Origin of the sequence: Aphanizomenon sp. CS-733/32 (assembly GCF_028330045.1) — a bacterium.
GTDB classification, from domain to species: Bacteria; Cyanobacteriota; Cyanobacteriia; order Cyanobacteriales; family Nostocaceae; genus Dolichospermum; species Dolichospermum gracile.
The window spans coordinates 1-24,820 of sequence record NZ_JAQMSE010000031.1 but is presented as its reverse complement, the minus strand read 5'-3'; the positions used below and the strand labels follow the sequence as shown (position 1 = coordinate 24,820).

Below are 24,820 nucleotides of genomic sequence, written 5' to 3'. Positions count from 1 at the left end.
TATGGGTTTCGGGCATTTTAACGTGATTTTTTGATGATTTTTGAGCGCTCGCTATTGAGCAGAAGTTAATCACCAAAAGCCTGAAACGAGGGATTTTCGTTCATGCACATCATGGTGAATGTGTACAGTGCGTAAGTCCTAATAACAAACAAATAAAAGTCAAATTACCAAAATATTACAGTAATAAAAATGTCCTTAGCACCTTGGCGAAGTCTGATTACCCGCGCCCTACATCAAAATCGTAGCCTCGTTTATGCCCGCTATGTGCAACTAGCAACAGTGCGGGAAAATGGTTTTCCTGCTAATCGTACCGTTGTGTTTCGCGGCTTTCTAGACGATACAAATCAGCTAAAATTTATTACTGATATTCGTAGTGAAAAAGCTGAACAAATATCAAAACAATCCGCTGCGGAAATTTGCTGGTATTTTCCCAACACTAGAGAACAATTTCGGATTACTGGAGAATTAATATTAATAAGTGCTGATTCTCACCCACATTTACAACCTGCGAGAATTAAAATGTGGCAAGAATTAAGTGATGCAGCTAGGTTACAATTTGCTTGGCCTATTCCTGGTGATATGAGAGTACAAACACCGGAAGCTTTTACACCACCAGCACCAGACAATATTCAGCCATTAGAAAATTTTTGTTTATTATTACTTGAACCAGTAAAAGTAGATCATTTACAATTGCGGGGTGAACCACAAAATAGATGGGTTTATCACCGCCATGAAAACCAGGAATGGTTGACAGAAGCAATAAACCCGTAATTTCAATTTTTGGTGTTTAACTTCCTAGATTCCTGCACCATCAAAAAATTCCTGAATCTGTTTATCTCTGATATTACAAAAATTGTGTTCTTTTAGTGATTCATCTTCTGTAAGGAATTTACCCACTAAAACCGGAGTTTTTGAGGAAGTTTGCAAAGCTTGAATTTGTGCTTCTAAGGCTTCAATGCGGTCAACTAAGGTGCGAATTACTTGGGCTTCTGAGTCTGGTAAATTGCTGTGTTCTAGAGGTGCAACCCGGACTCCAGAACGGTAAATAATGCGTCCAGGAACACCGACAACGGTACAACTAGATGGTACATCTCTCAATACCACTGAACCGGCACCAATGCGAACATTATCACCAATTTCGATGTTTCCTAAAACTTTTGCACCGGCACCAACGACGACATTTTCGCCTAATGTGGGGTGACGTTTACCGCTTTCTTTACCTGTTCCCCCCAGGGTAACACCTTGATAAATCAGCGCGTAGTTGCCGATAATGGCTGTTTCCCCAATTACTACTCCCATTCCGTGATCAATAAATACGCCTTTACCAATTGTAGCCCCTGGATGAATTTCTACACCCGTTAAAAACCGCGCAATGTGAGAAACCAAGCGGGGGAAAAAGGGAAGACCCAGACGACGCAACCAGTGTGCAAAGCGGTGAAATACTAGGGCTTGCAAACCTGGATAGCAAAACAAAACCTCCAACCAATTTCGGGCTGCGGGGTCACGTTCAAAGATGATGCGAAAATCGGCACGGAGTCTAGAGAACATTGAGATAGTACCCTTGATAGCACAACAAGCTACTCTCTCATATTATCGTGACTTGGCAATTAGGGATTGGTAATTGGTGATTGGTCATAAAATCCTTATTTTCATAAGAATTACGCAAAATATCGCTCAACCCAAATTATGTTTTCTTAACCTAACTGTATTGCTATTCATCCTGTTTATCCTTTAATCCTGGATATCCTCTGACATTTAATGCAGTTGCAAGAATACTCCGCTTTTGAGTATTCCTGGTTCGCTGCTATAACTACTGACTGTCAGGGATTTTAAATGATCAAAAAGTGGCTTACCTAACACTTCTGCAAGTTTAAGCAAAGGTAGTTGAGGTTTGAGAAGATTCTGACCATTTTCCCAGTCTAGATAAATATACCCTTGGTTGGGTCGGGGAATTGTGGCAATACTATTTTGAAATTGGGGATTTTCGAGGAGAGATTTTTGTTTGTGACTTAAAATTGTTTTGAGGGTTTTTAAGTCGGAACTGAAAATTTCATAATTATCTAAGGTTGTATGCACTCCGTTAAATCTTGTGTCAACATTAATGGATTTGTTATTTTCACTTGTGGCTGTAATTTTTGTCCAAGCTGATATTTTTTGTTGATCTAAAGTTAGGGAACTAAGGTTGAAACCACTTCTGGTGGCAATATTATTTAAATGTGTGATTCCTGCTGTTAATTCTGGGGTTTTTTCGCTGATAAATAACCAATGAGGGATGGTATTTTCTGAATTAGGTAATAAAGCTAAAGCGTATTCTCCCGTTACCCAATTGAAAATATCCTCGCTAAAGTTTAAATTCCAATTGTGTTGGATTTTTGCTAGGGGTTGTAGTAATCGATCAGTACCATCTTCACTAGAACCGTAGATAGTTGCTGTTCCTTGTTTCCACAGTTTTGCGACATCGCTATTATCTAGTTTACTCAAATTTGTGCCGGCGATCGCAAAAGCTGTTGATTCTGGAATATACTGTAATGCTCCCACAGGTTGAGATAGTGGTAATGATGAAGGTACAATCTGGGAATTTGTTAAAAATGTACTTTCTGTGAGCAATCCTTGGGAGTTGAAAACGAAAGAGAGAATTTGGCTATTATAAGTTAATTCTGCTAATTCTAGTCCTTGCCATTTACCAACTTCGGGTAAATTCAAGAAAGTTACAGCTACAGCATTTTTAGAGATTTGTTGAGTAGCTTTTTGATATTCTAGAGAACTAATTAAGTTTAAATCTGGTGCTTGTAAATTATTAATTGCTTCTTTGATTACTTGAGGATGATTAGCCAGCAAAACAAAATTATTAACAACTGCACCAGCTAAATTATTTTGGATTTTAGATTTTGGATTTTGGCTGTTTACGTCTGGTGCATATTCGGTATTATCATAAATAACTTTGACACCTTTGTAATGTTCAATTCCTAAATTCGTGCCACTAAAAGCCCGTTGAGAAAATAACAATTCCAAAAACTCACGGCTTTTCTCCGGTGTTGTACTTGCAAGCGCCATTAAATACCCGGTTTGTAGTCCGTTGTCTGGATCACGGTCTATATCTATGGTAGTTGCAGCTAGGGTAATTTCATCACCCAACCAGGGTTTGATATCATCTTGATAATTTATATTATTTTTCGCCAATAGACTATTTTTGAGTTGAGAAAATCCTCCTTTTGGCACTATTTTCTGTAACCCGTCGGGATTGACCAATAATGATACCATTGCTGGTGAGGACTTGGGAACAAATATAGCCGCAGCGGGTTGAGAGTTGCGAACTACAAGACTAACTGGACTTTTTTCCGCAAACCAGGAAAATTTAGCTACGCAAACTAATACAAGCGTGATTATGCCAGCTATAAGGAAACCAAGTTTAATATTTTTTGTTAAGTTTTGACTGTTCACATTCTTTATATTTTCTAGCTTTTCTGCAAACAGGAATAGTATACGCCTTATGTGAGTTGAGAACCAGGAGGCTGTTGAAAAGTAAGCACTATGAAGTTAACATCAACTTCCAAATCACCACCTACGACCCCAAAGTCGCCACAATCCTCATTGACGACAACGCTAATGGTATGGGCTGGTTCATAGACCCCACCCCCAATGCTATAGTGTAAATGATAGAGTCATACTAAAAGTTAAATGAGTGAAGTAACAGCTAATTATGATGAATCATGGAAAGAAGCATTAAACGAATATTTTGAAAGCTTTTTATCCTTTTTTTTCCCCGAAATTTACGAATTAATTGATTGGACACAACCACCACAACCACTGGATAAAGAACTACAACAAATTACCGCTTCCTCAGAAACTGAAAGCCGGATTGCTGATAAACTTTATCGAGTTTGGTTGTTGAATAAAGAACAGATATGGATCTTGATTCATGTAGAAATTCAAAGTAATTATGATGTTAACTTTGAAAAACGGATGTTCGTTTATCATTATCGCGCCTTTGATCTTTATGAAAATAAAGTCCTGAGTTTAGCCATTATCGGTGATGACCGACCGAACTGGAGACCGAACTGTTATCATTATGCGATCGGTAAAGGTGAAATTACTCTGAAATTTCCCACTGTTAAACTGATTGACTACAAATCCCGTTGGGATGAATTAGAATGTAGTCATAACCCCTTTGCTATGATTACGATGGCACACCTGAAAACTAAGGAGACAACTAATCAGTTTACGGAACGGTCAGAGTATAAATGGCAATTAATTCGCGGACTTTATGAGCGGGGTTTAAGCAAAGAACAGATTGTGAAGCTGTTTAAAATTATTGATACGATGATGACTCTACCGAAGGAATTACAGGTAGAATTAGTCGCTAAAATCAAACATTTTGAGGAGGAAAGGAAGATGCCTTTAGTTAGCCCAACTGAACAACTTGCTATGGAACGTGGTGAATTACGTGGTAAACTTGAAGGTAAACTTGAAGGTAAACTTGAAGGTAAACTTGAAGGTAAACTTGAAGGTAAATTGGAGTTAATTATCCGCTTACTAAATCGGCGTTGTGGTGACATTCAAATTTCTTTAACTGAACGAATTAGTCAATTATCTGTTAAACAGTTGGAAGAATTGGGTGAAGCTTTATTGGATTTCTCCTCTATCACCGATTTGGAAAGATGGTTACAAGATAATTTACCACTATCAGTCTCATAGGATGATTTTTTGATTTTGGAATGATTCCTAGCCCATGACTTACAGCAATTTGCAATCACACAAGGTACATCTTAGCCCCCTCATCGCTTGCGGGGAGGGGGTTGGGGGTGGGGTTCTTGTTCCAGGTTTGATGACAATTTGCTGTACGTCACGCTGCGCTATCACCAAAAGACTTTTTCAGCAACAACGCCCACATTCTTTGGTCATGGGGAGAAAACGGTAACGCAGATATCAACAGATGCTAAACTGGCCTTGGCTGAAAATAGCATCTTGTTTCTCAACTCACATAAGGTGTAGTATAGGTTTTTTTAGAAAAACTGCATGACAAATACATCATTTGATCAACCCTTTTCCGCAATTACTGTTGAGGAACTAGCCAAACGTCTTAAAAATCATGAAGGAACGCTTCAGTTAATAGATGTGCGTGAACCCCAGGAAATTGCCATAGCACGGCTAGATGGTTTTGTCAATCTTCCTTTGAGTGAATATGAGCAATGGAATCAGCAAGTACCTGTGCGTTTTGACGCTCATGCAGAAACTCTGGTTCTCTGTCATCATGGTATCCGTTCGGCTCAGATGTGTCAGTGGTTAGTTTCTCAAGGCTTTACAAATGTTAAAAATATTACGGGTGGGATTTCCGCTTACTCAATTGTAGTTGATCCTTCTGTGCCGCAATATTAGGGAATAGTAGGGGCGCAGGGTCTGCGCCCAGGATTCAGAAGGAATAAACAAGAAAATCCCGCCTTTAAGTAGGTGAACACAATAAAACCAATCTGTGTAAAGAAAAGTAAAATCGCCTCAACCCTCTTCACTCTTGCCTCTTGCCTTTTGCCTTGCTATAACGACAATTTTCAACGCCAACCTACTTACTCTCTGCTGGTGCTGTCAAAATTTTGATCAATAGAAAGTAATATTTTGTGCCTAAAACCACAACTTAGGTTGATAGACTATGAGATAATACTGAAAAAGAGAGAAATTCGTCTTCTTTTTGGGGTTCGGGTGTGTAGTAATGACAAATGCAGCAAATAAATATTGAAGGTAAATTTTGTGTTCAATTAATACAATATAAGTATATAATCTGCTATCTTACTTTAATTAATAATTAATTCTTTTTTCCGTTTTTGTGGCGAAAACCACATTTTTTTCAAATTTTGATTAAGATTTGCCTTCAGTAAAAAAATCACTTATGCAAGTTCATCTGACTAATCGGCAACAAAATATACTTTCTGCAACTGTCCGTCATTATATTACCACAGCAGAACCTGTTGGCTCTAAGGCTCTAATTGAAGGATTTGATTTGGGTGTTAGCTCGGCTACGATTCGCAGTGTGATGGGTGTTTTGGAAAAATCAGGTTTACTTTATCAACCACATACTTCTGCGGGGAGAATTCCTTCTGATTCTGGTTATCGTATTTACGTTGATCAATTAATTAAACCATCAGAAATTTTAGCGAAAGAGGTAGAAACAGCATTACAAAAACATCTGCATTGGGAAGATTGGAGTTTAGAAGCTTTATTACAAGGTGCTGCCCAAATTTTAGCAACATTAAGCGGCTGTATTACTTTAATTACGATGCCGCAATCCACGACGGCAAAGTTACGACATTTGCAACTGGTACAAATTGAATCAGAGCGAATTATGTTAATTGTGGTGACGGATGGTTATGAAACCCATTCTAAGGTGATGGATTTATTTTTAGAGAATGCAGAAAATAAACCGGCAGTGGAGGTAATTGATCGTCAGTTGCAGATTGTTTCTAACTTTTTGAATACTCATTTAAGAGGACAGAGCTTGTTAGAAATAGGCTATCTTAATTGGAGTGAATTGGATCAGGAGTTTCGCGTTTATGGGGAATTATTAAAAAATTCTTTGGTAGAATTGACTCACCGTGCTCTGGCACCAACAACTACACAAATTATGGTGCGAGGGATTGGAGAGGTTTTACGACAGCCAGAGTTTTCCCAGATACAGCAGGTACAAACAATTATGCAATTGTTGGAAGAGCAACAAGACCAACTTTGGCATTTAATTTGTGAGGGTGCAGAAATGGACGATGCTAATAAGTCTAAGGTAACGGTGCGGATTGGCACAGAAAATCCTCTTGAACCTATTCGGACTTGTACTTTGATTTCGGCTATTTATCGGCGGGGTTCTGTACCAGTGGGAAGTGTGGGGGTTTTGGGTCCAACTAGGTTAAACTATGAGAGTGCGATCGCTGTGGTTGCAGCAGCAGCAGATTATCTCTCGGAAGCTTTTAGTTAATTTCCATAAATTCATGTTGAGAAAAATCACTTTTGGTCTACTATGGCTAGGATTTATTTCCTATGCCTTTTTCTTTGCTCCTCCCGAACAGCCTAATACTTTTGAGTTAATTAAAAACCTCTCTACAGGCAACTGGCAAGGCATTAATCCTCTGATTATATCTTTATTTAATATCATGGGGATTTGGCCTTTTATATATAGTGCGGTAGTCTTTTTTGATGGTAGAGGTCAAAAAATACCAGCTTGGCCTTTTGCTAGTGGTGCTTTTGCGTTAGGTGCTTTTGCACTTTTACCCTACTTGGCTTTAAGAGAACCCAATCAAAAGTTTGTTGGTGAAAAAAATTTATTTCTGAAAATCCTAGATTCTCGCATTTTAGGAATTTTATTAACTATAGGTACGGCGGTTTTATTGGCATCTAGTGTCCAGGGAAATTGGGGTGATTTCCTCCAACAGTGGCAAAGTAGCCGATTTATTCATGTCATGAGTTTAGATTTTGTGATGTTGAGTCTATTATTTCCCATGTTGTTAGGAGATGATATGGCGCGACGTGGTTGGAAAGATAATCAATTATTTTGGTTATTTGTCATACCTTTATTTGGAACTTTGATTTATTTGTGCATCCGTCCACCTGTAGAGATAGAAAATAAAACAATTCAAAATTTGGCATAGGTAATCATCATTTGGACAAACTGTACAGAAAGGACAAGCGATCGCTGCTGTTGGTTCTACAGGCTTATCCACCAGATCCCACCTCCATTTTGAAGTCCGCCGTGATGGTACACCCGTTAACCCAGCAAATTACTCATAATTTATTTTATTTAAATTCAAAAAGTATGCTATAGTAGCGGAAGGTATGGGGGCGCGTGGCTCAGTGGATAGAGCAACAGGTTCCGGTCCTGTAGATCGGGGGTTCGAATCCCTCCGCGCTCATGTTTATTTTCTTTGTGCTTTTAGAGGGTGTTTGAAAAGTCTAAATTCATACGCCCCTGGGCGATTAGAAATTGCGGCTGCACAGACAAAACCCACATTCGTGGGTTCAGATATCTTAATTTTTCATTAGTCCACGTATCCCTTACCGGAGCGTAGACATTGGTGGACTTCGCTTGTGTAGTAGCGAATTTATTCGCCGATAGCCTAGCATGGCGTAAGTCCTAAACTTCTAAAATATCCTTTTCTTAGCGTCCCATAGCATAAAGCTCATGATCAACGCAACCTGGTCATGGTAGACATCTGATTCTTATGTTGTGGCATTTTCGTAAAAAACCACATCTGAAACTAATATGCGGAACCCGGGACTTGAACCCGGAAGCCCGTGAAGGCACTAGAACCTGAATCTAGCGCGTCTGCCAATTCCGCCAGTTCCGCAGTAATCGAATTTTATTAACAGTTTATTATTATTGCCCAATTTTTTTTATTTGTCAAGAAAAGATTTGCCAGAATAGAGACAGAACAATTTGAAAATTTTGTTCACATCTAGCCAATCCCCATTTTTCCAATCAAGCCGGCATACTGCATGATAGAATCTAACGACTTTATGGCATTTGACAACCTAGAGAAAACTCTTCCTTGCTTTTAGCCGGGGGATAATTAACTTAGAATCAAAACCAACATCAAACCTTTATAATTACGTACTTTTGGAGGTAGGCTTATTAATTCTTCTACCAGCTTACCAGATGCCAAGTCTTCACTAGCAGCGGACTCCTCAGTCTTGCAAATCAGTGGAGGGCATTCTTTGGGAGGTCATGTAAAAATTAGCGGAGCTAAGAATTCCGCCCTGGTAATCATGGCTGGAACATTCCTCTGTTCCGGTGATTGTCGCATTCGCAACGTTCCCTTACTAGCGGACGTAGACCGGATGGGACAAGTTTTATCAGCTTTAGGATTACGTTTAAATAGAGAAGGTGACATCTTAGATGTTGATGCGCGGGAAATTACCACATCTAAAGCCCCTTATGAACTCGTTACCCAACTGCGAGCCAGTTTTTTTGCCATTGGTCCAATTTTAGCTCGACTGGGAGTAGCACAAATGCCTTTACCAGGGGGTTGTGCCATTGGTGCTAGACCTGTAGATTTGCACGTCAGGGGACTGCAAGCAATGGGCGCAGAAGTGTTAATTGAACATGGTATTTGCAATGCTCATGTTCCTGGCAATAATGGCAGATTAACAGGAGCAAAAATATATTTAGATACTCCCAGTGTTGGGGCGACAGAAACTTTAATGATGGCTGCTACCCTAGCAGATGGAGAAACCATCATTGAAAATGCTGCTAGAGAGCCGGAAGTAGTTGATTTAGCTAACTTCTGTAACTCCATGGGCGCAAAAATTCAAGGCGCAGGAACAAGTACAATTACAATAGTGGGTGTACCTAAACTACACTCTACTGAGTATACTATTATTCCTGATCGCATTGAAGCAGGGACATTACTGATTGCTGGTGCAATTACTCGCTCTGAAATAATTCTATCCCCAGTTGTACCAGATCATTTAATCCCCGTTATTGCCAAGTTACAGGAAATTGGTGTATCAATTATCGAAGATGGGAAAGATCGCTTACGGATCTTGCCAGGAAAAGCACTTAAAGCTATAAATATTGATACCTTGCCCCATCCTGGATTTCCTACGGATATGCAAGCGCCTTTCATGGCTTTAGTAACTGTAGCTGAAGGTGACAGTATCATTAACGAATCTGTCTTTGAAAATCGCTTGCGTCATGCTTCTGAGTTAAATCGTTTGGGCGCAGATATCCGTGTTAAAGGTAATACTGCTTTTGTTCGGGGAGTGCCAGTGTTATCGGGCGCACCAGTTATAGGCACAGACTTAAGAGCTTCCGCAGCTTTAGTTATAGCCGGATTGGCGGCAACGGGAACAACCACTGTTCAAGGATTACACCATTTAGATCGAGGCTATGATCGCCTAGACCTGAAATTGCAGCAATTAGGAGCAAAAATTCTGCGCGTAAATGAAGCATCGAAAGATGTAGATTTACTTGCTAATAACCCTATTACTCCAGCCTCAGTTTCTATCTAAGGTTTGAGTATTTTGTCTTTGTTAACTTAATGGCGATTATTTTTATCTATTAATAATTTTCGCCATTAACTTTCTGAAAATCCAATTAATCTGTACAATTATTATAATACATTGTCCATTTCCTGCTTTGTTGGGTTTCATACTATTGCTTCGCGAAGGTTTACGTTCCACAACCTAACCTACAAATCAAGGCTTTTTCTAATTTGGACAAGGTATTGATTATTATTAAGTCAATTTCATAAAAACTAAACATGATTGGGGTAGCAATTGTTGGTACAGGATTTGGTCAAAAAGTTCATATTCCTGCATTTCAAGCACATCATAATACTCAGATTGTCGCTGTTTATCATCGAGATATCAATAAAGCCAAAACCATTGCGGAAACTCACAATATCCCCTACACTGGCGATAATTTAGCAGAAATTCTAGCTTTACCCACAGTTGAAGCTGTCAGCATTTCCACACCGCCATTTTCACACTATGAAATGGCGAAACAAGTTTTGCAAGCTGGTAAACATCTTTTGTTAGAAAAACCCGTTACTTTAAATGTAAATGAAGCTAAAGAATTATATCAGTTAGCCCAAAATCAGGATGTAGTCGCAACTGTAGATTTTGAATTTCGGTTTGTCCCGGAATGGCAGTTTTTTTCTCAACTTCTTTCATCAAATTATGTAGGGAATATCCGATTAATTAAAATTGATTGGTTGGGATCTTCTCGCGCTGATACTTCCCGTCCTTGGAATTGGTATTCCAGTAAAGAAAAAGGTGGAGGTGCTTTAGGTTCTTTAGGTTCTCATGCTTTTGATTATATTAATTGGTTATTCGGTTCAGTTCACAAATTAAATGCTCATTTAATTACTGCTATTCCTGAAAGAGTTAACCCCGCAACTGGAGAATTACAAGCAGTTGATACTGATGATACTTGTTTATTATCTTTGGAATTAGTAAATGGTACACCTTGTCAAGTTTCTATTAGTGCAGTTGTTCATGCAGAAAGAACCCATTGGATAGAAGTGTATGGAGATAAGGGAACATTAGTTTTAGGTAGCAAGAATCAAAAAGACTATATTCATGGGTTTCAGATTTGGGGTTCTCAACCAGGAGAATCTTTGACAGAAATAGCAGTTCCGCAACAATTTCTCTTTCCTCAACATTATCATGATGGGCGAATCTGTGCTTTTCTGCGGGTTGTTGATGAATGGGTAAAGGGAATTACGAATCATCAACAAACTACTCCTTCTTTGCGGGAAGGAGTTTATTCGCAATTGCTCATGGATTTATCCCATGAATCTCATGCAAGAGGAAGTTGGGTAAATGTGCCAAGTTTGGGAGAGTTTTTGGATTAAGTAGGGCTTTGAGGATATCCAGGTTCCCTGTTCCCTGCCTTCACAGACAACTTATTCAGCAAACCCTATATAAGATCATGTCATAAAGATTTATAAATGTTAACAATTCAAAAAATAAATATATAATTTGACGTATTTTTTATTATAAAATTACCCTAAATAAAATCCCAAAACATCCACCAATAGGGTATTCTCAAAAGAGATAAATTTTAGTTTGCTATTAATTTTGTTAGTGGTTATATTACTTACAATTAGTTTGCAAAAAACACATTTAAAGAATAGGTCAATCTTATGCACATACCCGATGGATTTGTTTCTTTGCCAGTAGCAGCAGCCACCAGTTTAGCCAGTGGAGTGGGTTTATTTATAGCTTGTGAGCGATCGCAAGCAACTTTTGGCATTCGTCGCGCCCCCATTCTTGGCTTAACCACAGCCTTTATTTTCGCCGCCCAAATGATTAATTTTCCCGTGGCGGGGGGGACGAGCGGTCACCTATTAGGGGGGGCTTTAGCCGCCATTATTTTAGGTAGTCCTTGGGCGGGAATGTTATGTATTGCTACAGTTTTAATTATTCAAGCCGTGCTATTTGCCGATGGTGGCATCACCGCTTTAGGTGCAAATATTTTGAATATGGGGATAGTCGGCGTGTGGGTAGCGTGGGGATTAACCCAAACCTTACAACGATTATTGGGCGGTTCTCAAAGGCGTTTACCCCTAGCAGCTGGCATAGCCGCCGCAGTTAGCGTAGTTGTCGCCGCCTTAGCTTGTGCCATTGAATTAGCCCTTTCTGGAACAGCGCCAGCCAGCATAGTTTTACCCACCATGACAGGTGTACATATTTTGATTGGTGTTGGAGAAGGATTAATTACCGGGGGTGTATTAACCTATCTAGCCACAGCCCGTCCAGATTTGTTACCAGGTGAGGAACATAAAGTTAGAGGCTGGTTAGTTCCCGTTGTGAGTATTTTGCTGATTTCCGGTGTGTTGTCTCTATTTGCTTCTGCTTGGCCAGATGGTTTAGAAAAAGTAGCAGAAAACTTGGGTTTTATCAACTTAGCTGAACAAGTCAGAGTGGTAGTACCAACACCTTTGGCTGACTATGAGATTAAAGGTTTAGGGCAAATCGGCACAAGTATTGCTGGGTTAGTCGGTTCTACAGCTTGCTTCACTGTGGCTTTTGGAATTGCTAAAGTCATAAAACCGAAAAATGCTTAAAATTTCCTTGCCATTACGCTTGCAATTATCCCTGATCATTGTGATTGGAGCAGCTTTTTTAAAACATCATACTTGGTCTAATTTACTAGTATATGGGGCGATCGCCCTTTTATGGGTTGGCATATTACAAGTACCCATTCGCAAATTAGGCGGTTTACTCGGTGCAGAATTAATTTTTCTATCATTGGTGGCTTTACCATTGGGATGGGAACGAGCTAGTTTTTTGCTTGTGCGTTCCTTAATTTGTTTAATTACCATGAATAGTTTTTTATTAACCTTACCTCCCCATAGTTTCGGCATTGCCCTCAAAAGCTTACCAATACCTGCCCCATTAAAGGAAAACCTGATTTTAGCCGCCCAATACTTAGATATCTTACTTTCAGAAGTAAGGCAAATGCAGCGCAGCGCCCAATTACGTGGTTTAAATGGTGCAGCGGGATGGCTACGTTATGCTAGTGCTTCCATGATTGGTGCTTTATATCTTCGCACCCTCGACAGGGCGGAAAGAGTTTATGCTGCTATGGTAGCCCGTGGATATAATGGACAATTACCGATAGATTCCCCCCTCAAATCGAAAGAACGTTTTATCTTGTTAATAGCTGGGGTGACAGCTACTTGTTTAACCCTAAGTTCCTACCTTACTGTTATTTGAGTGGTGAATCTTGACATCATTAACTTCTAATCCCCAAATTTCCCTCTCTCAACCGCATACCAATGTCGTTGAAGTCCAAAATCTGGTCTATGCCTATTCACACCAACAACCCGTATTACAAGAAATTTCTTTTAGCTTACAAACAGGCGATCGCGTTGCCTTAATGGGGGCTACAGGCTCAGGCAAAAGCACCTTATTAGAAAACCTCATCGGCTTAAAACATCCCCAAAGTGGCAGAATCTGGATTAACGGCATCCCCCTATTGCCAACCACCTTACCTCAAATACGCCAACAAATTGGTTTTAGCTTTCAAGATGCTAACGACCAATTATTTATGCCCACAATCCTGGAAGACCTTACTTTCGGACCCCTTAACTATGGTGTTTCACCCATAGCTGCAAAAGATAAAGCCCATCAACTATTAGCCGACTTCGGATTGGAATCCTACGCCCACCGTTCCGCCCATGAACTTTCTGGAGGACAAAGACGTTTAGCCGCCTTAGCAGCAATTTTAGCCCTAGATCCAGCCATTCTCATCTTAGACGAACCCACCAACGGACTAGATCCAGCATGGCGACGACATTTAGCTCACGTATTATTAAAATTGCCCGTACAAGTGATGTTAATAGCTTCCCATGATCTCAATTGGCTAGGAAGAGTCACCCAACGGGCTTTAGTCCTATCTACGGGTAAAATTCAAATAGACAGCGACATTCAAACACTGTTGCAAGATGGCCAAACCTTAGATAAATTAGGGTTGCCAGTAGATTGGTAAACTGCTCAACACAGAAATTCGCAATTGCGAATTAATAATCAATTGGCTTAATATTTAGGGGACTTTAATGCTCTTGGGATGTTAATATTGTTTTCCCGTTATCCAGTTGTTGCTCCTGTTAGTCTGAGCATTGCTTTGTTAATTACTAGTTGCAGCGAGACTAAAATCTCCCAATGTCAGCGATTAGTTACAGTTGTCAATCAGGGTACAGCACTGATTGATATAAAAAAAGGTCAGCAAGTATCAACCAGCCTGCAATTATCCAAAGATTTAAAAAATGTTACTAAGTCTATTCAGGAATTAAATTTAAAAGATCCCAAACTGCAAGAATTTGAAACTAAATTTATCAAAATCTTTGATCATCTTAGTAAAGCCATAGCCAAAGCTTCTCAAGCACTTGGGGAAACTAAAAAAGCAGAAGCATCATCAGATGGTAGAGCAAAAATTGAAAAAGCCAGAAAAGAAATTGATTCCGCACTGACAACAGCCGCCAAAACTGCCGGCAAAGAATCAGATACTCTAGGCGTTCAATTAAATAAATATTGTAGCCAAGCAGAATCAATTAAAAATTGAGAATTAAAAATTGAAAATTGTAAGAGTTATATCCTTTACTCTTCTTTTTTTAGTTTTTAATCTTGCTAAGACCTACAGACTGTACAAATTAATCATCCACAAAGATAAGGACGAATTTATTCGCATTACGAAAAGCATTAATACATTGTAGTGTGTTTTCGTGTAATATTTAGGCACTTACTGTTGAAGTAAAGGCGTGGCAAGCTAGATCGAAAATGAGAATTTAAAAAGAAATGCTAAGTTAATTTAAATATCTGAACACATAAATAAATTTGTATATAGTATAGTAAAATGTAACGGATACGTAAATAACTAAACCCATTAAGTCATGGACATAAGTTTAGAAGGTAGAATTAACAACACCCCTTTAGCTGAGAATAAATGTTTATTGCCATTGTTTGAGTGTGTAGTAAACTCAATTCATTCTATTGAGGATTCAAAAATCAATAATGGATATATTGACATTATTCTTTTAAGGGAAGGTAATCAAACAGAACTCATAGAAGATGGAAATTTATCTCCAATACAAGGTTTTGTTGTTGTAGATAACGGAGTAGGATTTAACTATATTAACTATATGTCTTTTTGTACTTCAGATAGTACATATAAAAAAAGCAGAGGCTCAAAAGGAGTTGGTAGATTTTTATGGCTTAAAGCTTTTACAGAAATACTGATTGAAAGTGTTTTTGAAGAAGAAAATAATTTTTACAAACGTAATATAGAATTTAGCCTTTTTTGCAAAGGAGTTCAAGAAACTTCTAAGCAGAAAATAGAACTAAATAATGAACAAGAACTTTATACAAAAGTTGAACTTAAAAATTTCTTAAACCCATATAAAGGAAAATGCCCTCAAAAATGTGAAACTATAGGCAAGCAAATTCTAGAACACTGTATTTCATACTTTATTTTAGAAACACCACCCAAAATTAGAGTAATTGATGGAAAAAAGGAATTCAACATTAATACATACTTTAATCAAAATTTAGAATCATTCTCGGATAATGATGTAATTAAAATAAAAGAATATACTTTTAATCTTAAAGGAATTAAATATTACAACTCATCCGATTCAAGCCATAAACTTTTTTATTGCGCTAATCATAGAACCGTTATTTCTGAAAATTTACACAACTATATTTCTAATTTAATTGAAAAAAGAAAAATTCCTGACAGAGAAGGAAGGCTTTTTACCTATCTGGCTTTTGTTTCTAGTGACTGTTTAGATCAATATGTTAATCAAGAAAGAACTAATTTTAACCTAATTCATAATCATGAGGGTTTTACAGAAGACATTGGACTTATTGCTTATAAAGAAATACAAAATGAATTAATTTCTGTAATATCTAATAATCTTTCTCCATTTTTACAAGGATTACAGGAAGAGAAACAGAAAGAAATCCAAAAATACATTATAGAAGAAGCTGTAGAATATCGTCCGTTACTAAAATATGCTACAGATAAATTAGAGTCTATAAAACCTGGACTCCCTCCAGAAAAGCTAGAAATAGAACTTCATAAAATAATGTCGAGCTATGAACTATCTCTGAAAGAAACGGGAGTAAAAATATTGAGAACTCCTCTAGAACACTTTGAGAGATTTCCTGAATATAGCAAAGAATATTATGATTTTCTTGAACAGTATAATGATCTAGGGATGTCTAAGTTAGCAAGATATGTTATTCATAGAAAAATCATAATCAGTCTGTTTGAAAAAAACCTAATTGTTGATTCAGATGGAAGATATAGTCTTGAAAAAGATATACATGAAATAATTTTTCCAATGAGGACATCTTCTGATGAAATCAATGTTTTTGAAAAACAAAATCTCTGGATAATAGATGAAAGATTGTCTTATCATGAGTATCTTTCCTCTGATCAATCCTTAAAAAGACTAGAAAATTTAGATTCAGAAAGTAATGATAGACCAGACCTTTTAGTTTTCAACCATCCTATTGCTTTTGTACCAGATGAAGAACAGCCTTATTCTTCCGTTGTAGTAATAGAATTTAAACGCCCAATGAGAGAGGGATATTCTGCATCAGAAGATCCTATTGCTCAAGTTTATTCTTATATACGCCAGGTTAGATCAGGAAAACACAAGAATAAAGATGGTAGATTAATATCCCTTCGTGAAGATACACCTTTCTATGCCTATATTATTTGTGACTTAACAGAAGAAATACAAACTTTTGCTGTTAATTCTTCTCTGACTCCAACACCAGACCTTCAAGGTTTTTTTGGTTTTAACCCTGGATTAAAAACCTATATTGAAGTATTATCATTTAACAAACTTGTTAAAGATGCAAAACAAAGAAATAATATTTTGTTTAAAAAATTAGGCATATAATTAATATGGAAATATCGCAATAATTAGCTTTCCAGATTGTGTTTATTGATTTAATCACAATTATCACAATGTCCACAACGCCAATTAACAGTTGGTATTTCAAAGCCAAAGGCATTTAATAAAAACTGCCAACGACACCTTTTAGTCGTGAGATATTCACTCATTTGTTGAGCAGCTTGTAATTGTGTTTTTGGTGGTTTTCCTGACTGCAAAGACATAGAATAATGGAAAGGATCAAGCCATTCTAATTGTCCATTACTATGCAGAAGAGAAAGTGATATAGCACTATTAGGAAATTCTTTAATTACAGTATTTATTTCTCCTTGGCGTGGTAATTGTTTCGCTAATTGTTGAGCTTTTTGTTGTTGCAATTTCATTTGTGACTCAAAAAACTTCTGTCTTTGCTTATCCTCAGCATCTAAAAATCCCGTTGGTTCACTTACCAAAGTTAAAACATCAGCAGGTTTACCATCTCTTCCCGCCCTTCCTATTTCTTGCACATATTCAGACAATAAATGTGGCGCATGAAAATGGACAACCCAGCGGACATCAGATTTATTTATCCCCATGCCAAAAGCACAGGTACACACAACAAATGGGATTTTGCCACCTAACCAACTAGCTTCAATATCTCGGCGTTCTCCTGGACTCAATCCCGCGTGATAACTAGCAGTTTGATAACCAATTTCTGTTAACCATTTGGCTAAATCTTCACTATCTCTTCGAGTGCGTACATAAATTAACCCAACTTGCTTTGGTCGGTTTTGAATAAACTTTAATAATTGTTGTTTTCTGCCTCTAGGAGTCCAAGCAATTCGGACAAGAGGATTTAAATTTTCTCGATAGGGATTAATCCGAAAAATCTCCGGTTGATCTAATTTTAAAACTGTAGAAATAGTCTTTTGAGCTAAAGTATCAGCCGTTGCCGTAAAGGCTGCTATACTAATTTTTGTTCCCGGTGGTTTTGATTTTAGTAGAGCTTCACGCACAGCCCCTAAACGCCGATAAGCCGGACGAAAAGTATCACCCCACTGCACTAAACAATGGGCTTCATCCAGAATTAAACCATTAATTTGCAGTTGAGGATTACACAACTTTTGCCATACTGCTGGACTGAGTAATGTTTCTGGTGATAAATACAATAGTCTTAATTGCTGTTTTTCCAAAGCTTGCAAGGTTGCATTGCGTTGAGATCCAGTTAATTCACTGTGTAAAAGTGCTGCTTTTTGTGATAGTTGCCGTAATTCCTCAACTTGGTTTTCCATTAGTGCCACCAAAGGAGAAACTATTAAAGTCAATCCTGTTTTTAATAGGGCGGGAAGTTGAAAACAAATTGACTTTCCCCCACCAGTGGGCATAATAATTAGAGCATCTCTTTGTGATATTAAACAGTTAACAATTTCTTTTTGAGGAGGACGAAAATCGTCATATCCCCAAATTGCCTTTAATGCTGCGCGAACATCTTGCCAAGATTGTGTTACTGGGAGATTCATGTTTTTACCACAAAAGCACAAAAAACAATAAAGGGAAAAGAAAATAGAGGAAATATTTATCTTTACTTTTCCCAATTACCAATTACCAATTACCAATTAGTTCTTGATCATTCCATTCCAAAGTATCACCAATGTTTTCCCCATTATGATAAGCGGCTAGTAATACTTCACAGGTTTTACCATAGGATATCGCACCAGTGGCATCAAGAGCGATCGCCCCAAAATCCCGATTATTCCTCTTCGCTTCTGTAAATGATCGCTGCATAGCCTCCTGTAGTGACATTCCATCAGTCACACGCACCACAACCTTAGCCGCTAAACACTCATCAATAATATCTTCCCCAATCCCCGTACAACTCACCGCCGCCTGACTAGTCGCATAATTACCCGCTGGCATTGCCGAATCACTGACTCGCCCAATCCGTTCAAAGCCTTTACCCCCAGTAGAAGTACCAGCCGCTAATTTACCATAGCCATCTAAAGCCACAACACCAATCGTCCCCCTACCAGCACTTTCTGCCATTTCTGGTTCTGCAACTACCCCAGCCATCGTCCTTTTAAAGTTATCCTGACGTTCTAGCGTCCACTCTTTCAGGCGCAAATCCGTTAAACCATTGTAACTAGGAAGTTGCAACTCCCGCGCCAACTCAGCCGCACCATAATCAGACAAAACCCGATCATCAACATCTTGTAAAAACAGCGCCATTTCAATCGGATTCTTCACTCGTGACACATTAATCACACCACTAAAGCGCCCCGTTGTCCCATCCATAATGGAAGCACTCATGCGGATTTGTCCATCAGATTGGAGGACAGAACCAGTACCAGCATTAAAGCGGGGTTCATCTTCCAACATCTGACAACCCCGAACTACAGCCTCAGTCGCACTTGCACCGTTTAGTAAAAGAGCATAAACTTCCGCAACAATCTGAGAAAGAGAATTGCGAACTGCGATTAATCCCCCCTTACCTTGGAGAGAACTACCAGCACCACCATGAATAATTAATTTAGGTTGCATTTGTAATGTCATGTTATTTTCTTCGCAGGGGCGCAAGGCCTGCGCCCATATATTTATTGGTTGGTCTAACTCTCATTTCTAGCCTGAGAACGACGACGACGGCAACGTTCTGAACAATATTTCACCTCATCCCAACAATCTTGCCATTTTTTCCGCCAAGTAAACGGACGTTGACATACTACACAGATTTTTTCCGGTAAATCAGATTTAGAACAAGTAGGACGCATAACGTAACAATAACGTAACAATAAACACGAAAAACATCATCTATCAAAAAATACATCTAAAGACAGATGACAAGGATTTTTTAATCCTTGTACTGTTTACAATTAGCCAAGCAAAATTAATTACATAGGTTTTCCCAAATTCTACGACAATTTGCGGAAAACAGATGTAATGGAAGCTTTCCAATTTGTATGGTTTCTGGACTACTTTAACGGCTGATTATGAAAACACTAAAAGAGCTTATTAATAAAGCCACCGCTGGTAATCTTGCAGTAATCGGTTATAAAAAGTGAAATTAAACTGGAAAATTTAGACTTAAAAAAATCTTCTCAGTTGGGATTTTTGCAAATTACCAGTTTTATAAATTACATCTACGAAATCAGAATTGAAAGAAGCAAAACATTTTTTAAAATTCTCAGATTTACGTAAAGCTATAATATGAATATAATTCTACCTTAACTGACTCGTAACCTAAATTGGATCTTTATAAATCATTAGTTGGTCATTTCCTATTTACTCTGGTGAAAACCGAACCGGAGTGGTTGCACAAACAAACCATCGGTAGTCTAAATTGGCTGTCGAAAGCCAGTTATTATCCTTATACCAATTGGTTAAACAACCTCCTTCAGCAATATCTATGTCTAAATGATCCACAATTAGAACAAACCGTACTGGGAATGAAATTGCCCAATCCCTTGGGTTTGGCGGCTGGATTTGACAAAGACGGCGTTGGTGCTAATATCTGGCATAATTTTGGTTTTGGTTTTGCTGAATTGGGTACTGTGACTTATCACCCCCAACCGGGAAATCCGCCCCCTCGGTTGTTTCGTTTACCTTTAGATCAAGCAGCACTTAACCGGATGGGTTTTAATAATGCTGGTGCTGTCGCTATGGCTGCAAGACTGAAGGAGGGGAAAGAAAAGTTGAATTATCCAATACCCATACCTATAGGTATAAACTTGGGCAAATCCAAGATCACACCTTTGGAATTAGCAGCCCAGGATTATCTACAGAGTTTTCGGTTACTCAAGGATTTGGGTGATTATTTTGTAGTTAATGTTTCTTCTCCCAATACTCCGGGATTGCGATCGCTCCAAGATGCTGCCATGCTCAGTCAAATATTGGACGGACTACAACAGGAAAACACTGCCCGAAAACCCATATTTGTGAAAATAGCCCCCGATTTAGAATGGGAGGCTATATCTGACATTATTGTGCTAGTAAAAACTTACCAAATCGCTGGTTTAATCGCCACCAACACCACGATTAGCCGGGAAGGACTCAAAACCCAAATCATTGAAAAAACTGGCAAATCTCCCCAAGAAGAAGCGGGAGGAATTAGTGGAAAACCAGTGAGCGATCGCTCCACAGAAGTAATTCGCTTTATTTACCAACAAACCCAGGGACAAATGCCCATCATTGGCGTAGGTGGCATATTTACCGCCGGGGATGCTTGGGAAAAAATCACAGCCGGTGCTTGTCTGATTCAAACCTATACAGGCTGGATTTATGAAGGACCAATAATGGTACGCCGCATCCTCGCAGGTTTATTAACCAAACTAGAAGAAAACGGCTTAACATCTATTAGTCAGGCGATAGGAATAGGTAATGGGTAATGGGTAATAGGTAATAAATATTTCCCCCTGCCCCCTGCTCCCTGCCTCCTATTCTTCTACGGGGAAAAAATCCTTAGACTTACGAGAATAAGACCAAGCAATACCATCAGGATCACGGCTACGAGACCACTGGGTAAAATCTGGGTCATTGCGTCGTTTGTAAACCGTACTAGAATAGACATTGAGCCGTTTGGCTAATTCAGATTGAATCAGCGAACCAAAAACTAACTGTTCTTCTAGAGGCTTTTTGGCTTCATCATGGTTTGCTGTCAGCAAAGATTCAGATTGCGCTTCCTCCTCCTGGGGTATTGATGAAGGTGGAGCTAAAAACGAGCGGGCAATTTTAGTAACTGGTTGAGCGGCCAGTTTTTCTACCAATTCACTACTATCAAGAATATCGCCAAGAATACTGGCATTAATAAAGTAGTACGATTGATCCTCCTCATTTTCTGACTCTAGTACACTAGCACCAAATTCCCTAGCTTTGCCATCTAAATAGCTTTTTGCCGCCTCTCCAGAAAAATTACCCTTGATTGCCAAGTCCATGGGCGTAATTTTCCCCTGATTTTCCTGAATTAACTCATAAAAAAGCGGATTAACTTGATTGCACCACTTTTCCCATCTAGATTGCTGCCAAAGATTGAAAACCATTAACAGCCCTAAGATTACCAGTAAAACTTTCCAGGTATTGACCAGGAAAACAATCAAAAACGATATCGGCAAAATTAGAACGAGAAAACTTTTGCCTGAGTTTTCCATGATTTTTTCATTCATGCTGATTTTTGCCAAATTAATTTTTAGAAAATAATATTTCTATCTTGGCAAAAATTTGGACATTTGTTTGTATCTTTTGGCAAAATTGTGGCTAATTATTCGGCAAAAGCTACTCATATAATAAAATGCGACTAATTATACAAGTATATTTTCCAGCTTTTGAGAAATTAATCTGTAGTCAGATTAGGTTGAGAAAGATTAAAATTAAGCGATGACATAGCGGTATGCACTGGTAGGAGATCCTAATTTTCATCCCAGATGCTGACACCGAAAGGCTGTTAAGTAGGTTGGCGTTGAAAATTGTCGTTATAGTCAGGCAAAAGGCAGGAAGCAAGAGTAAAGAAGTTTTCAGCGATTTTACGTTTCTTTACACAGTTTTGTTTGATTGTGTTCACCTACTTACTCCTGATTGCCGACTGCCTAAAGCTACTATAATAACCAATCACTAATCATTAAAATATGAAGATACCTGGAGTTACAAGTAAAAGAAATAAAAAATCAACTTCAACTAGACGAAAATCCTATTTTTTGATTCCCCCATTAGCGCTTTGGCATCCTTGGTGGCATCAATTTATGAATTGGATGGTAATATTTTTAACTGTGATGCTATGCTTACTAATGTTGCCGACTCGTCTTCCTGGAATGGAATTATTAGGCATTGGTCCTAACTGGCTACTGATTTGGGTAGTGGCTTGGAGTGTTAATCGCTCAGTATTTTCTGGTCTGCTGTCAGGGATCATTTTAGGACTATTGCAAGATGCCATGACATCACCAAATCCGACTCATGCCTTGGGTTTGGGAATTGTGGGAATGTTAACAGCCCTGATGCAAAAACAGCGGTTTATTCAAGAAGACTTTATTTCTATCGCTTTAATTGTATTTGTGATGGCTGTGGTGGCAGACACTATTTTTGCTTTCCAGTTATCTTGGGAAGGAAATCGTCATGCAGCCAGTATTTGGACATATTACCAGCGTGCGACCTTAGCTTCAGCAATTCTGAGTAGTTTGTGGGCACCTGTGGTTTATTATCCTCTTAATCGCTGGTGGCAGCAGATGAAATTAATTCGTAATTCTTAAGTCAAATGCATAATTTTCCAGGAGTCTCTCCAGCATCTACATCCTTACCTGAAAACCATCAATTTGCACAGCCTGTAGTCCCGGAATTAGTAGGTAATGACTTTGATTCGCGGATGATGCTACGGTGCGTGGAATTAGCTCGTCTGGCCTTGGGATACACTTCACCAAATCCCCTAGTGGGGGCGGTGGTTGTCCAGAATGGGGAGATTGTGGGAGAAGGTTTTCATCCCCGTGCTGGTGAACCTCATGCTGAGGTTTTTGCTCTCAGAGCAGCGGGAGAACGGGCGCACTCAAGCACTGTTTATGTGAGTCTTGAGCCTTGTAATCACTATGGACGGACTCCTCCCTGTTCGGAAGGATTAATCAATGCTGGTGTGTCTAAGGTGGTGGTAGGAATGGTTGATCCTAATCCCTTGGTAGCAGGTGGCGGGATTGCGCGGCTAAGGGCTGCGGGAATCGAGGTGGTAGTTGGAGTAGAGGAAGCGGCTTGTCGGCGTTTAAATGAAGGGTTTATTCATCGCATTCTCTATCAACGACCTTTAGGTATTTTGAAATATGCTATGACTTTAGATGGTAAAATTGCCACTACTGCTGGTCATAGTGCTTGGGTAACAAATCAAGATGCTCGCACTGAGGTGTATCAATTACGAGGGGCTTGCGATGCGGTGATTGTTGGTGGGAATACAGTGAGAAAAGACAATCCTTACTTGACTAGCCATCAAGTTGCTGCTCATAATCCTCTACGAGTGGTGATGAGTCGTAGCTTGAATTTACCAGAACAGGCTTGTCTATGGGATACTCAGGAAGCTCCAACTTTGGTTGTAACGGAAGTTGGCAGTTCACAAGCTTTTCAAAAAATGCTGCGGTCAAAAGGGGTGGAAGTTGTGGAATTTAGCTCCCTCACTCCAGGAGCAGTAATGAATCATTTATATGAGCGCGGGTTTTGTAGCGTGCTATGGGAATGTGGTGGTATTTTAGCAGCTAGTGCGATCGCTCAAGGTGCTGTCCAAAAAATTATGGCATTTATCGCCCCCAAAATTATCGGTGGAGATCATGCTCCTACACCTGTGGGAGACTTGGGTTTAACTAGTATGACTGAAGCCTTACCGTTGGAACGGGTAAGTTGGCGAATTGTCGGTAATGATTGCTTAGTAGAAGGTTATTTACCATTGAAAGTTAAATAAACAGCACAGCTACTTGACTATGACTGTTGGCGTTCATAAGCTAAATCACGAATTAGACTCAACCGAGACTGAATGTAATCACACAAGAAATCAGTTTCATGGGGATCTAAAAAAGCTTGATTAGTTATTTGTTTCACCAACCACTGCACCAAACTAGCATCATCAAGCTGTAAGAGTGTTACTGTGTGGGTGGCTTCAACGATAGACCAAAGTTGACGCATGATAGTTGGAGTCATTAGACCTCTATTTAATCATTAGTTTAGTTCTTTTCAGATTACACAATTCTGATATTAACTGACTGCATAAATCTACAACTAGATATAACTATTATTAAAAATTTAATAAATGACCAAATGTTTTGCTGAAAATTAAGAAATGTCAAGTTATATGAATTAACTTAATTTTACTTAACTAAGACTACAATTTGTCATCAATGAACGTTATTTTTTGTTGTGTTTTACTCTTTTGACAAAAAAGGGAACAGGGAACAGGGAACAGGGAACAGGGAACAGGGAACAGGGAACAGGGAACAGGGAAC

General features: G+C 38.8%; 23 protein-coding genes, 2 tRNA genes and 1 pseudogene. 18 read left to right on the top strand and 8 right to left on the bottom strand.

The genetic code is table 11. The annotated features are described in order from the left end of the window. Positions 1–189: 189 nt before the first annotated feature. Entirely contained in the window at positions 190–771 is a 582-nt protein-coding gene (locus PN471_RS02305; RefSeq protein WP_193893642.1) for an Npun_F5749 family FMN-dependent PPOX-type flavoprotein, read from the top strand. Positions 772–795: 24 nt separating this feature from the next. On the opposite strand, the gene cysE is transcribed toward PN471_RS02305, so the two are convergent. Both cysE and PN471_RS02295 read right to left on the bottom strand, forming a co-directional pair. Continuing rightward, the gene (gene cysE, locus PN471_RS02300) at positions 796–1,548 is read right to left on the bottom strand and encodes a serine O-acetyltransferase (protein ID WP_271775494.1); all 753 of its coding nucleotides are present in this window, start codon (positions 1,546–1,548) and stop codon (positions 796–798) included. 207 nt (positions 1,549–1,755) lie between these two features. After that, positions 1,756–3,441 carry a DUF3352 domain-containing protein gene (locus PN471_RS02295; protein ID WP_271775493.1) on the bottom strand — a complete coding sequence of 562 codons (1,686 nt, stop codon included), beginning with the start codon at positions 3,439–3,441 and terminating at the stop codon, positions 1,756–1,758. A 74-nt stretch (positions 3,442–3,515) separates the two neighbouring features. Between PN471_RS02295 and PN471_RS02290 the strand changes: the two genes are divergently transcribed. The 7 genes and pseudogenes from PN471_RS02290 (at position 3,516) to PN471_RS02260 (ending at position 7,889) form a co-directional block, all read left to right on the top strand. Then, on the top strand, positions 3,516–3,653 hold the full coding sequence (locus tag PN471_RS02290) for a hypothetical protein (protein WP_271775492.1): 138 nt from the start codon (positions 3,516–3,518) through the stop codon (positions 3,651–3,653). A gap of 25 nt (positions 3,654–3,678) precedes the next feature. Further along, positions 3,679–4,695: a DUF4351 domain-containing protein gene (locus PN471_RS02285; RefSeq protein WP_271775491.1), complete on the top strand. Its 1,017-nt coding sequence runs from the start codon at positions 3,679–3,681 to the stop codon at positions 4,693–4,695. Positions 4,696–5,016: 321 nt separating this feature from the next. After that, positions 5,017–5,376, top strand: coding sequence for a rhodanese-like domain-containing protein (locus PN471_RS02280; protein ID WP_271775490.1), 360 nt, complete (start codon positions 5,017–5,019; stop codon positions 5,374–5,376). A 505-nt stretch (positions 5,377–5,881) separates the two neighbouring features. Then, positions 5,882–6,958, top strand: a complete 1,077-nt coding sequence (hrcA, locus tag PN471_RS02275; protein WP_271775489.1) for a heat-inducible transcriptional repressor HrcA — start codon at positions 5,882–5,884, stop codon at positions 6,956–6,958. Between the two features lie 13 nt (positions 6,959–6,971). After that, positions 6,972–7,628: a DUF2834 domain-containing protein gene (locus tag PN471_RS02270; RefSeq protein ID WP_271775488.1), complete on the top strand. Its 657-nt coding sequence runs from the start codon at positions 6,972–6,974 to the stop codon at positions 7,626–7,628. 7 nt (positions 7,629–7,635) lie between these two features. Continuing rightward, positions 7,636–7,767, top strand: a pseudogene (locus PN471_RS02265) (M23 family metallopeptidase); the annotation flags it as partial. Positions 7,768–7,816: 49 nt separating this feature from the next. Next, positions 7,817–7,889, top strand: a tRNA-Arg gene (locus tag PN471_RS02260). Between the two features lie 351 nt (positions 7,890–8,240). On the opposite strand, the gene PN471_RS02255 is transcribed toward PN471_RS02260, so the two are convergent. Next, positions 8,241–8,324 (bottom strand) — tRNA-Leu (locus PN471_RS02255). Positions 8,325–8,607: 283 nt separating this feature from the next. Between PN471_RS02255 and murA the strand changes: the two genes are divergently transcribed. The 7 genes from murA (at position 8,608) to PN471_RS02220 (ending at position 16,895) form a co-directional block, all read left to right on the top strand. After that, positions 8,608–9,987 carry a UDP-N-acetylglucosamine 1-carboxyvinyltransferase gene (gene murA / locus PN471_RS02250; protein WP_271775495.1) on the top strand — a complete coding sequence of 460 codons (1,380 nt, stop codon included), beginning with the start codon at positions 8,608–8,610 and terminating at the stop codon, positions 9,985–9,987. 251 nt (positions 9,988–10,238) lie between these two features. Beyond that, entirely contained in the window at positions 10,239–11,333 is a 1,095-nt protein-coding gene (locus PN471_RS02245) for a Gfo/Idh/MocA family protein (RefSeq protein ID WP_271775487.1), read from the top strand. A gap of 291 nt (positions 11,334–11,624) precedes the next feature. Then, entirely contained in the window at positions 11,625–12,548 is a 924-nt protein-coding gene (locus tag PN471_RS02240) for an energy-coupling factor ABC transporter permease (protein ID WP_271775486.1), read from the top strand. Beyond that, complete coding sequence (locus PN471_RS02235; RefSeq protein WP_193893617.1) at positions 12,541–13,200, top strand: energy-coupling factor transporter transmembrane component T family protein; 660 nt, start codon at positions 12,541–12,543, stop codon at positions 13,198–13,200. The genes PN471_RS02240 and PN471_RS02235 overlap by 8 nt, the downstream gene beginning before the upstream one ends. 10 nt (positions 13,201–13,210) lie before the next feature. After that, a complete protein-coding gene (locus PN471_RS02230) occupies positions 13,211–13,975 on the top strand; it encodes an energy-coupling factor ABC transporter ATP-binding protein (protein ID WP_271775485.1) in 765 nt (254 codons plus the stop codon). Positions 13,976–14,053: 78 nt separating this feature from the next. After that, a complete protein-coding gene (locus PN471_RS02225; RefSeq protein WP_193893611.1) occupies positions 14,054–14,548 on the top strand; it encodes a hypothetical protein in 495 nt (164 codons plus the stop codon). Between the two features lie 328 nt (positions 14,549–14,876). Beyond that, positions 14,877–16,895 carry a hypothetical protein gene (locus PN471_RS02220; protein ID WP_271775484.1) on the top strand — a complete coding sequence of 673 codons (2,019 nt, stop codon included), beginning with the start codon at positions 14,877–14,879 and terminating at the stop codon, positions 16,893–16,895. Positions 16,896–16,945: 50 nt separating this feature from the next. On the opposite strand, the gene PN471_RS02215 is transcribed toward PN471_RS02220, so the two are convergent. From PN471_RS02215 to PN471_RS02205, 3 genes are all read right to left on the bottom strand, one after another. Then, positions 16,946–18,388 carry a RecQ family ATP-dependent DNA helicase gene (locus PN471_RS02215; protein ID WP_271775483.1) on the bottom strand — a complete coding sequence of 481 codons (1,443 nt, stop codon included), beginning with the start codon at positions 18,386–18,388 and terminating at the stop codon, positions 16,946–16,948. An 82-nt stretch (positions 18,389–18,470) separates the two neighbouring features. After that, on the bottom strand, positions 18,471–19,418 hold the full coding sequence (locus PN471_RS02210; RefSeq protein WP_271775482.1) for an isoaspartyl peptidase/L-asparaginase: 948 nt from the start codon (positions 19,416–19,418) through the stop codon (positions 18,471–18,473). Positions 19,419–19,471: 53 nt separating this feature from the next. Continuing rightward, the gene (locus PN471_RS02205; RefSeq protein ID WP_271775481.1) at positions 19,472–19,633 is read right to left on the bottom strand and encodes a DUF2256 domain-containing protein; all 162 of its coding nucleotides are present in this window, start codon (positions 19,631–19,633) and stop codon (positions 19,472–19,474) included. A 474-nt stretch (positions 19,634–20,107) separates the two neighbouring features. Between PN471_RS02205 and PN471_RS02200 the strand changes: the two genes are divergently transcribed. Next, positions 20,108–21,247, top strand: coding sequence for a quinone-dependent dihydroorotate dehydrogenase (locus PN471_RS02200; protein WP_271775480.1), 1,140 nt, complete (start codon positions 20,108–20,110; stop codon positions 21,245–21,247). Positions 21,248–21,295: 48 nt separating this feature from the next. On the opposite strand, the gene PN471_RS02195 is transcribed toward PN471_RS02200, so the two are convergent. Continuing rightward, positions 21,296–22,021: a hypothetical protein gene (locus PN471_RS02195; RefSeq protein WP_271775479.1), complete on the bottom strand. Its 726-nt coding sequence runs from the start codon at positions 22,019–22,021 to the stop codon at positions 21,296–21,298. Between the two features lie 459 nt (positions 22,022–22,480). Here PN471_RS02195 and mreD point away from each other — a divergent pair, with 459 nt between their 5' ends. Together mreD and ribD are read left to right on the top strand one after the other, a co-directional pair. Then, on the top strand, positions 22,481–23,098 hold the full coding sequence (gene mreD / locus PN471_RS02190; RefSeq protein WP_271775478.1) for a rod shape-determining protein MreD: 618 nt from the start codon (positions 22,481–22,483) through the stop codon (positions 23,096–23,098). 5 nt (positions 23,099–23,103) lie between these two features. Then, a complete protein-coding gene (gene ribD, locus PN471_RS02185; protein WP_271775477.1) occupies positions 23,104–24,282 on the top strand; it encodes a bifunctional diaminohydroxyphosphoribosylaminopyrimidine deaminase/5-amino-6-(5-phosphoribosylamino)uracil reductase RibD in 1,179 nt (392 codons plus the stop codon). A gap of 17 nt (positions 24,283–24,299) precedes the next feature. On the opposite strand, the gene PN471_RS02180 is transcribed toward ribD, so the two are convergent. Further along, on the bottom strand, positions 24,300–24,518 hold the full coding sequence (locus PN471_RS02180; RefSeq protein ID WP_168645441.1) for a hypothetical protein: 219 nt from the start codon (positions 24,516–24,518) through the stop codon (positions 24,300–24,302). Positions 24,519–24,820: the final 302 nt, after the last annotated feature.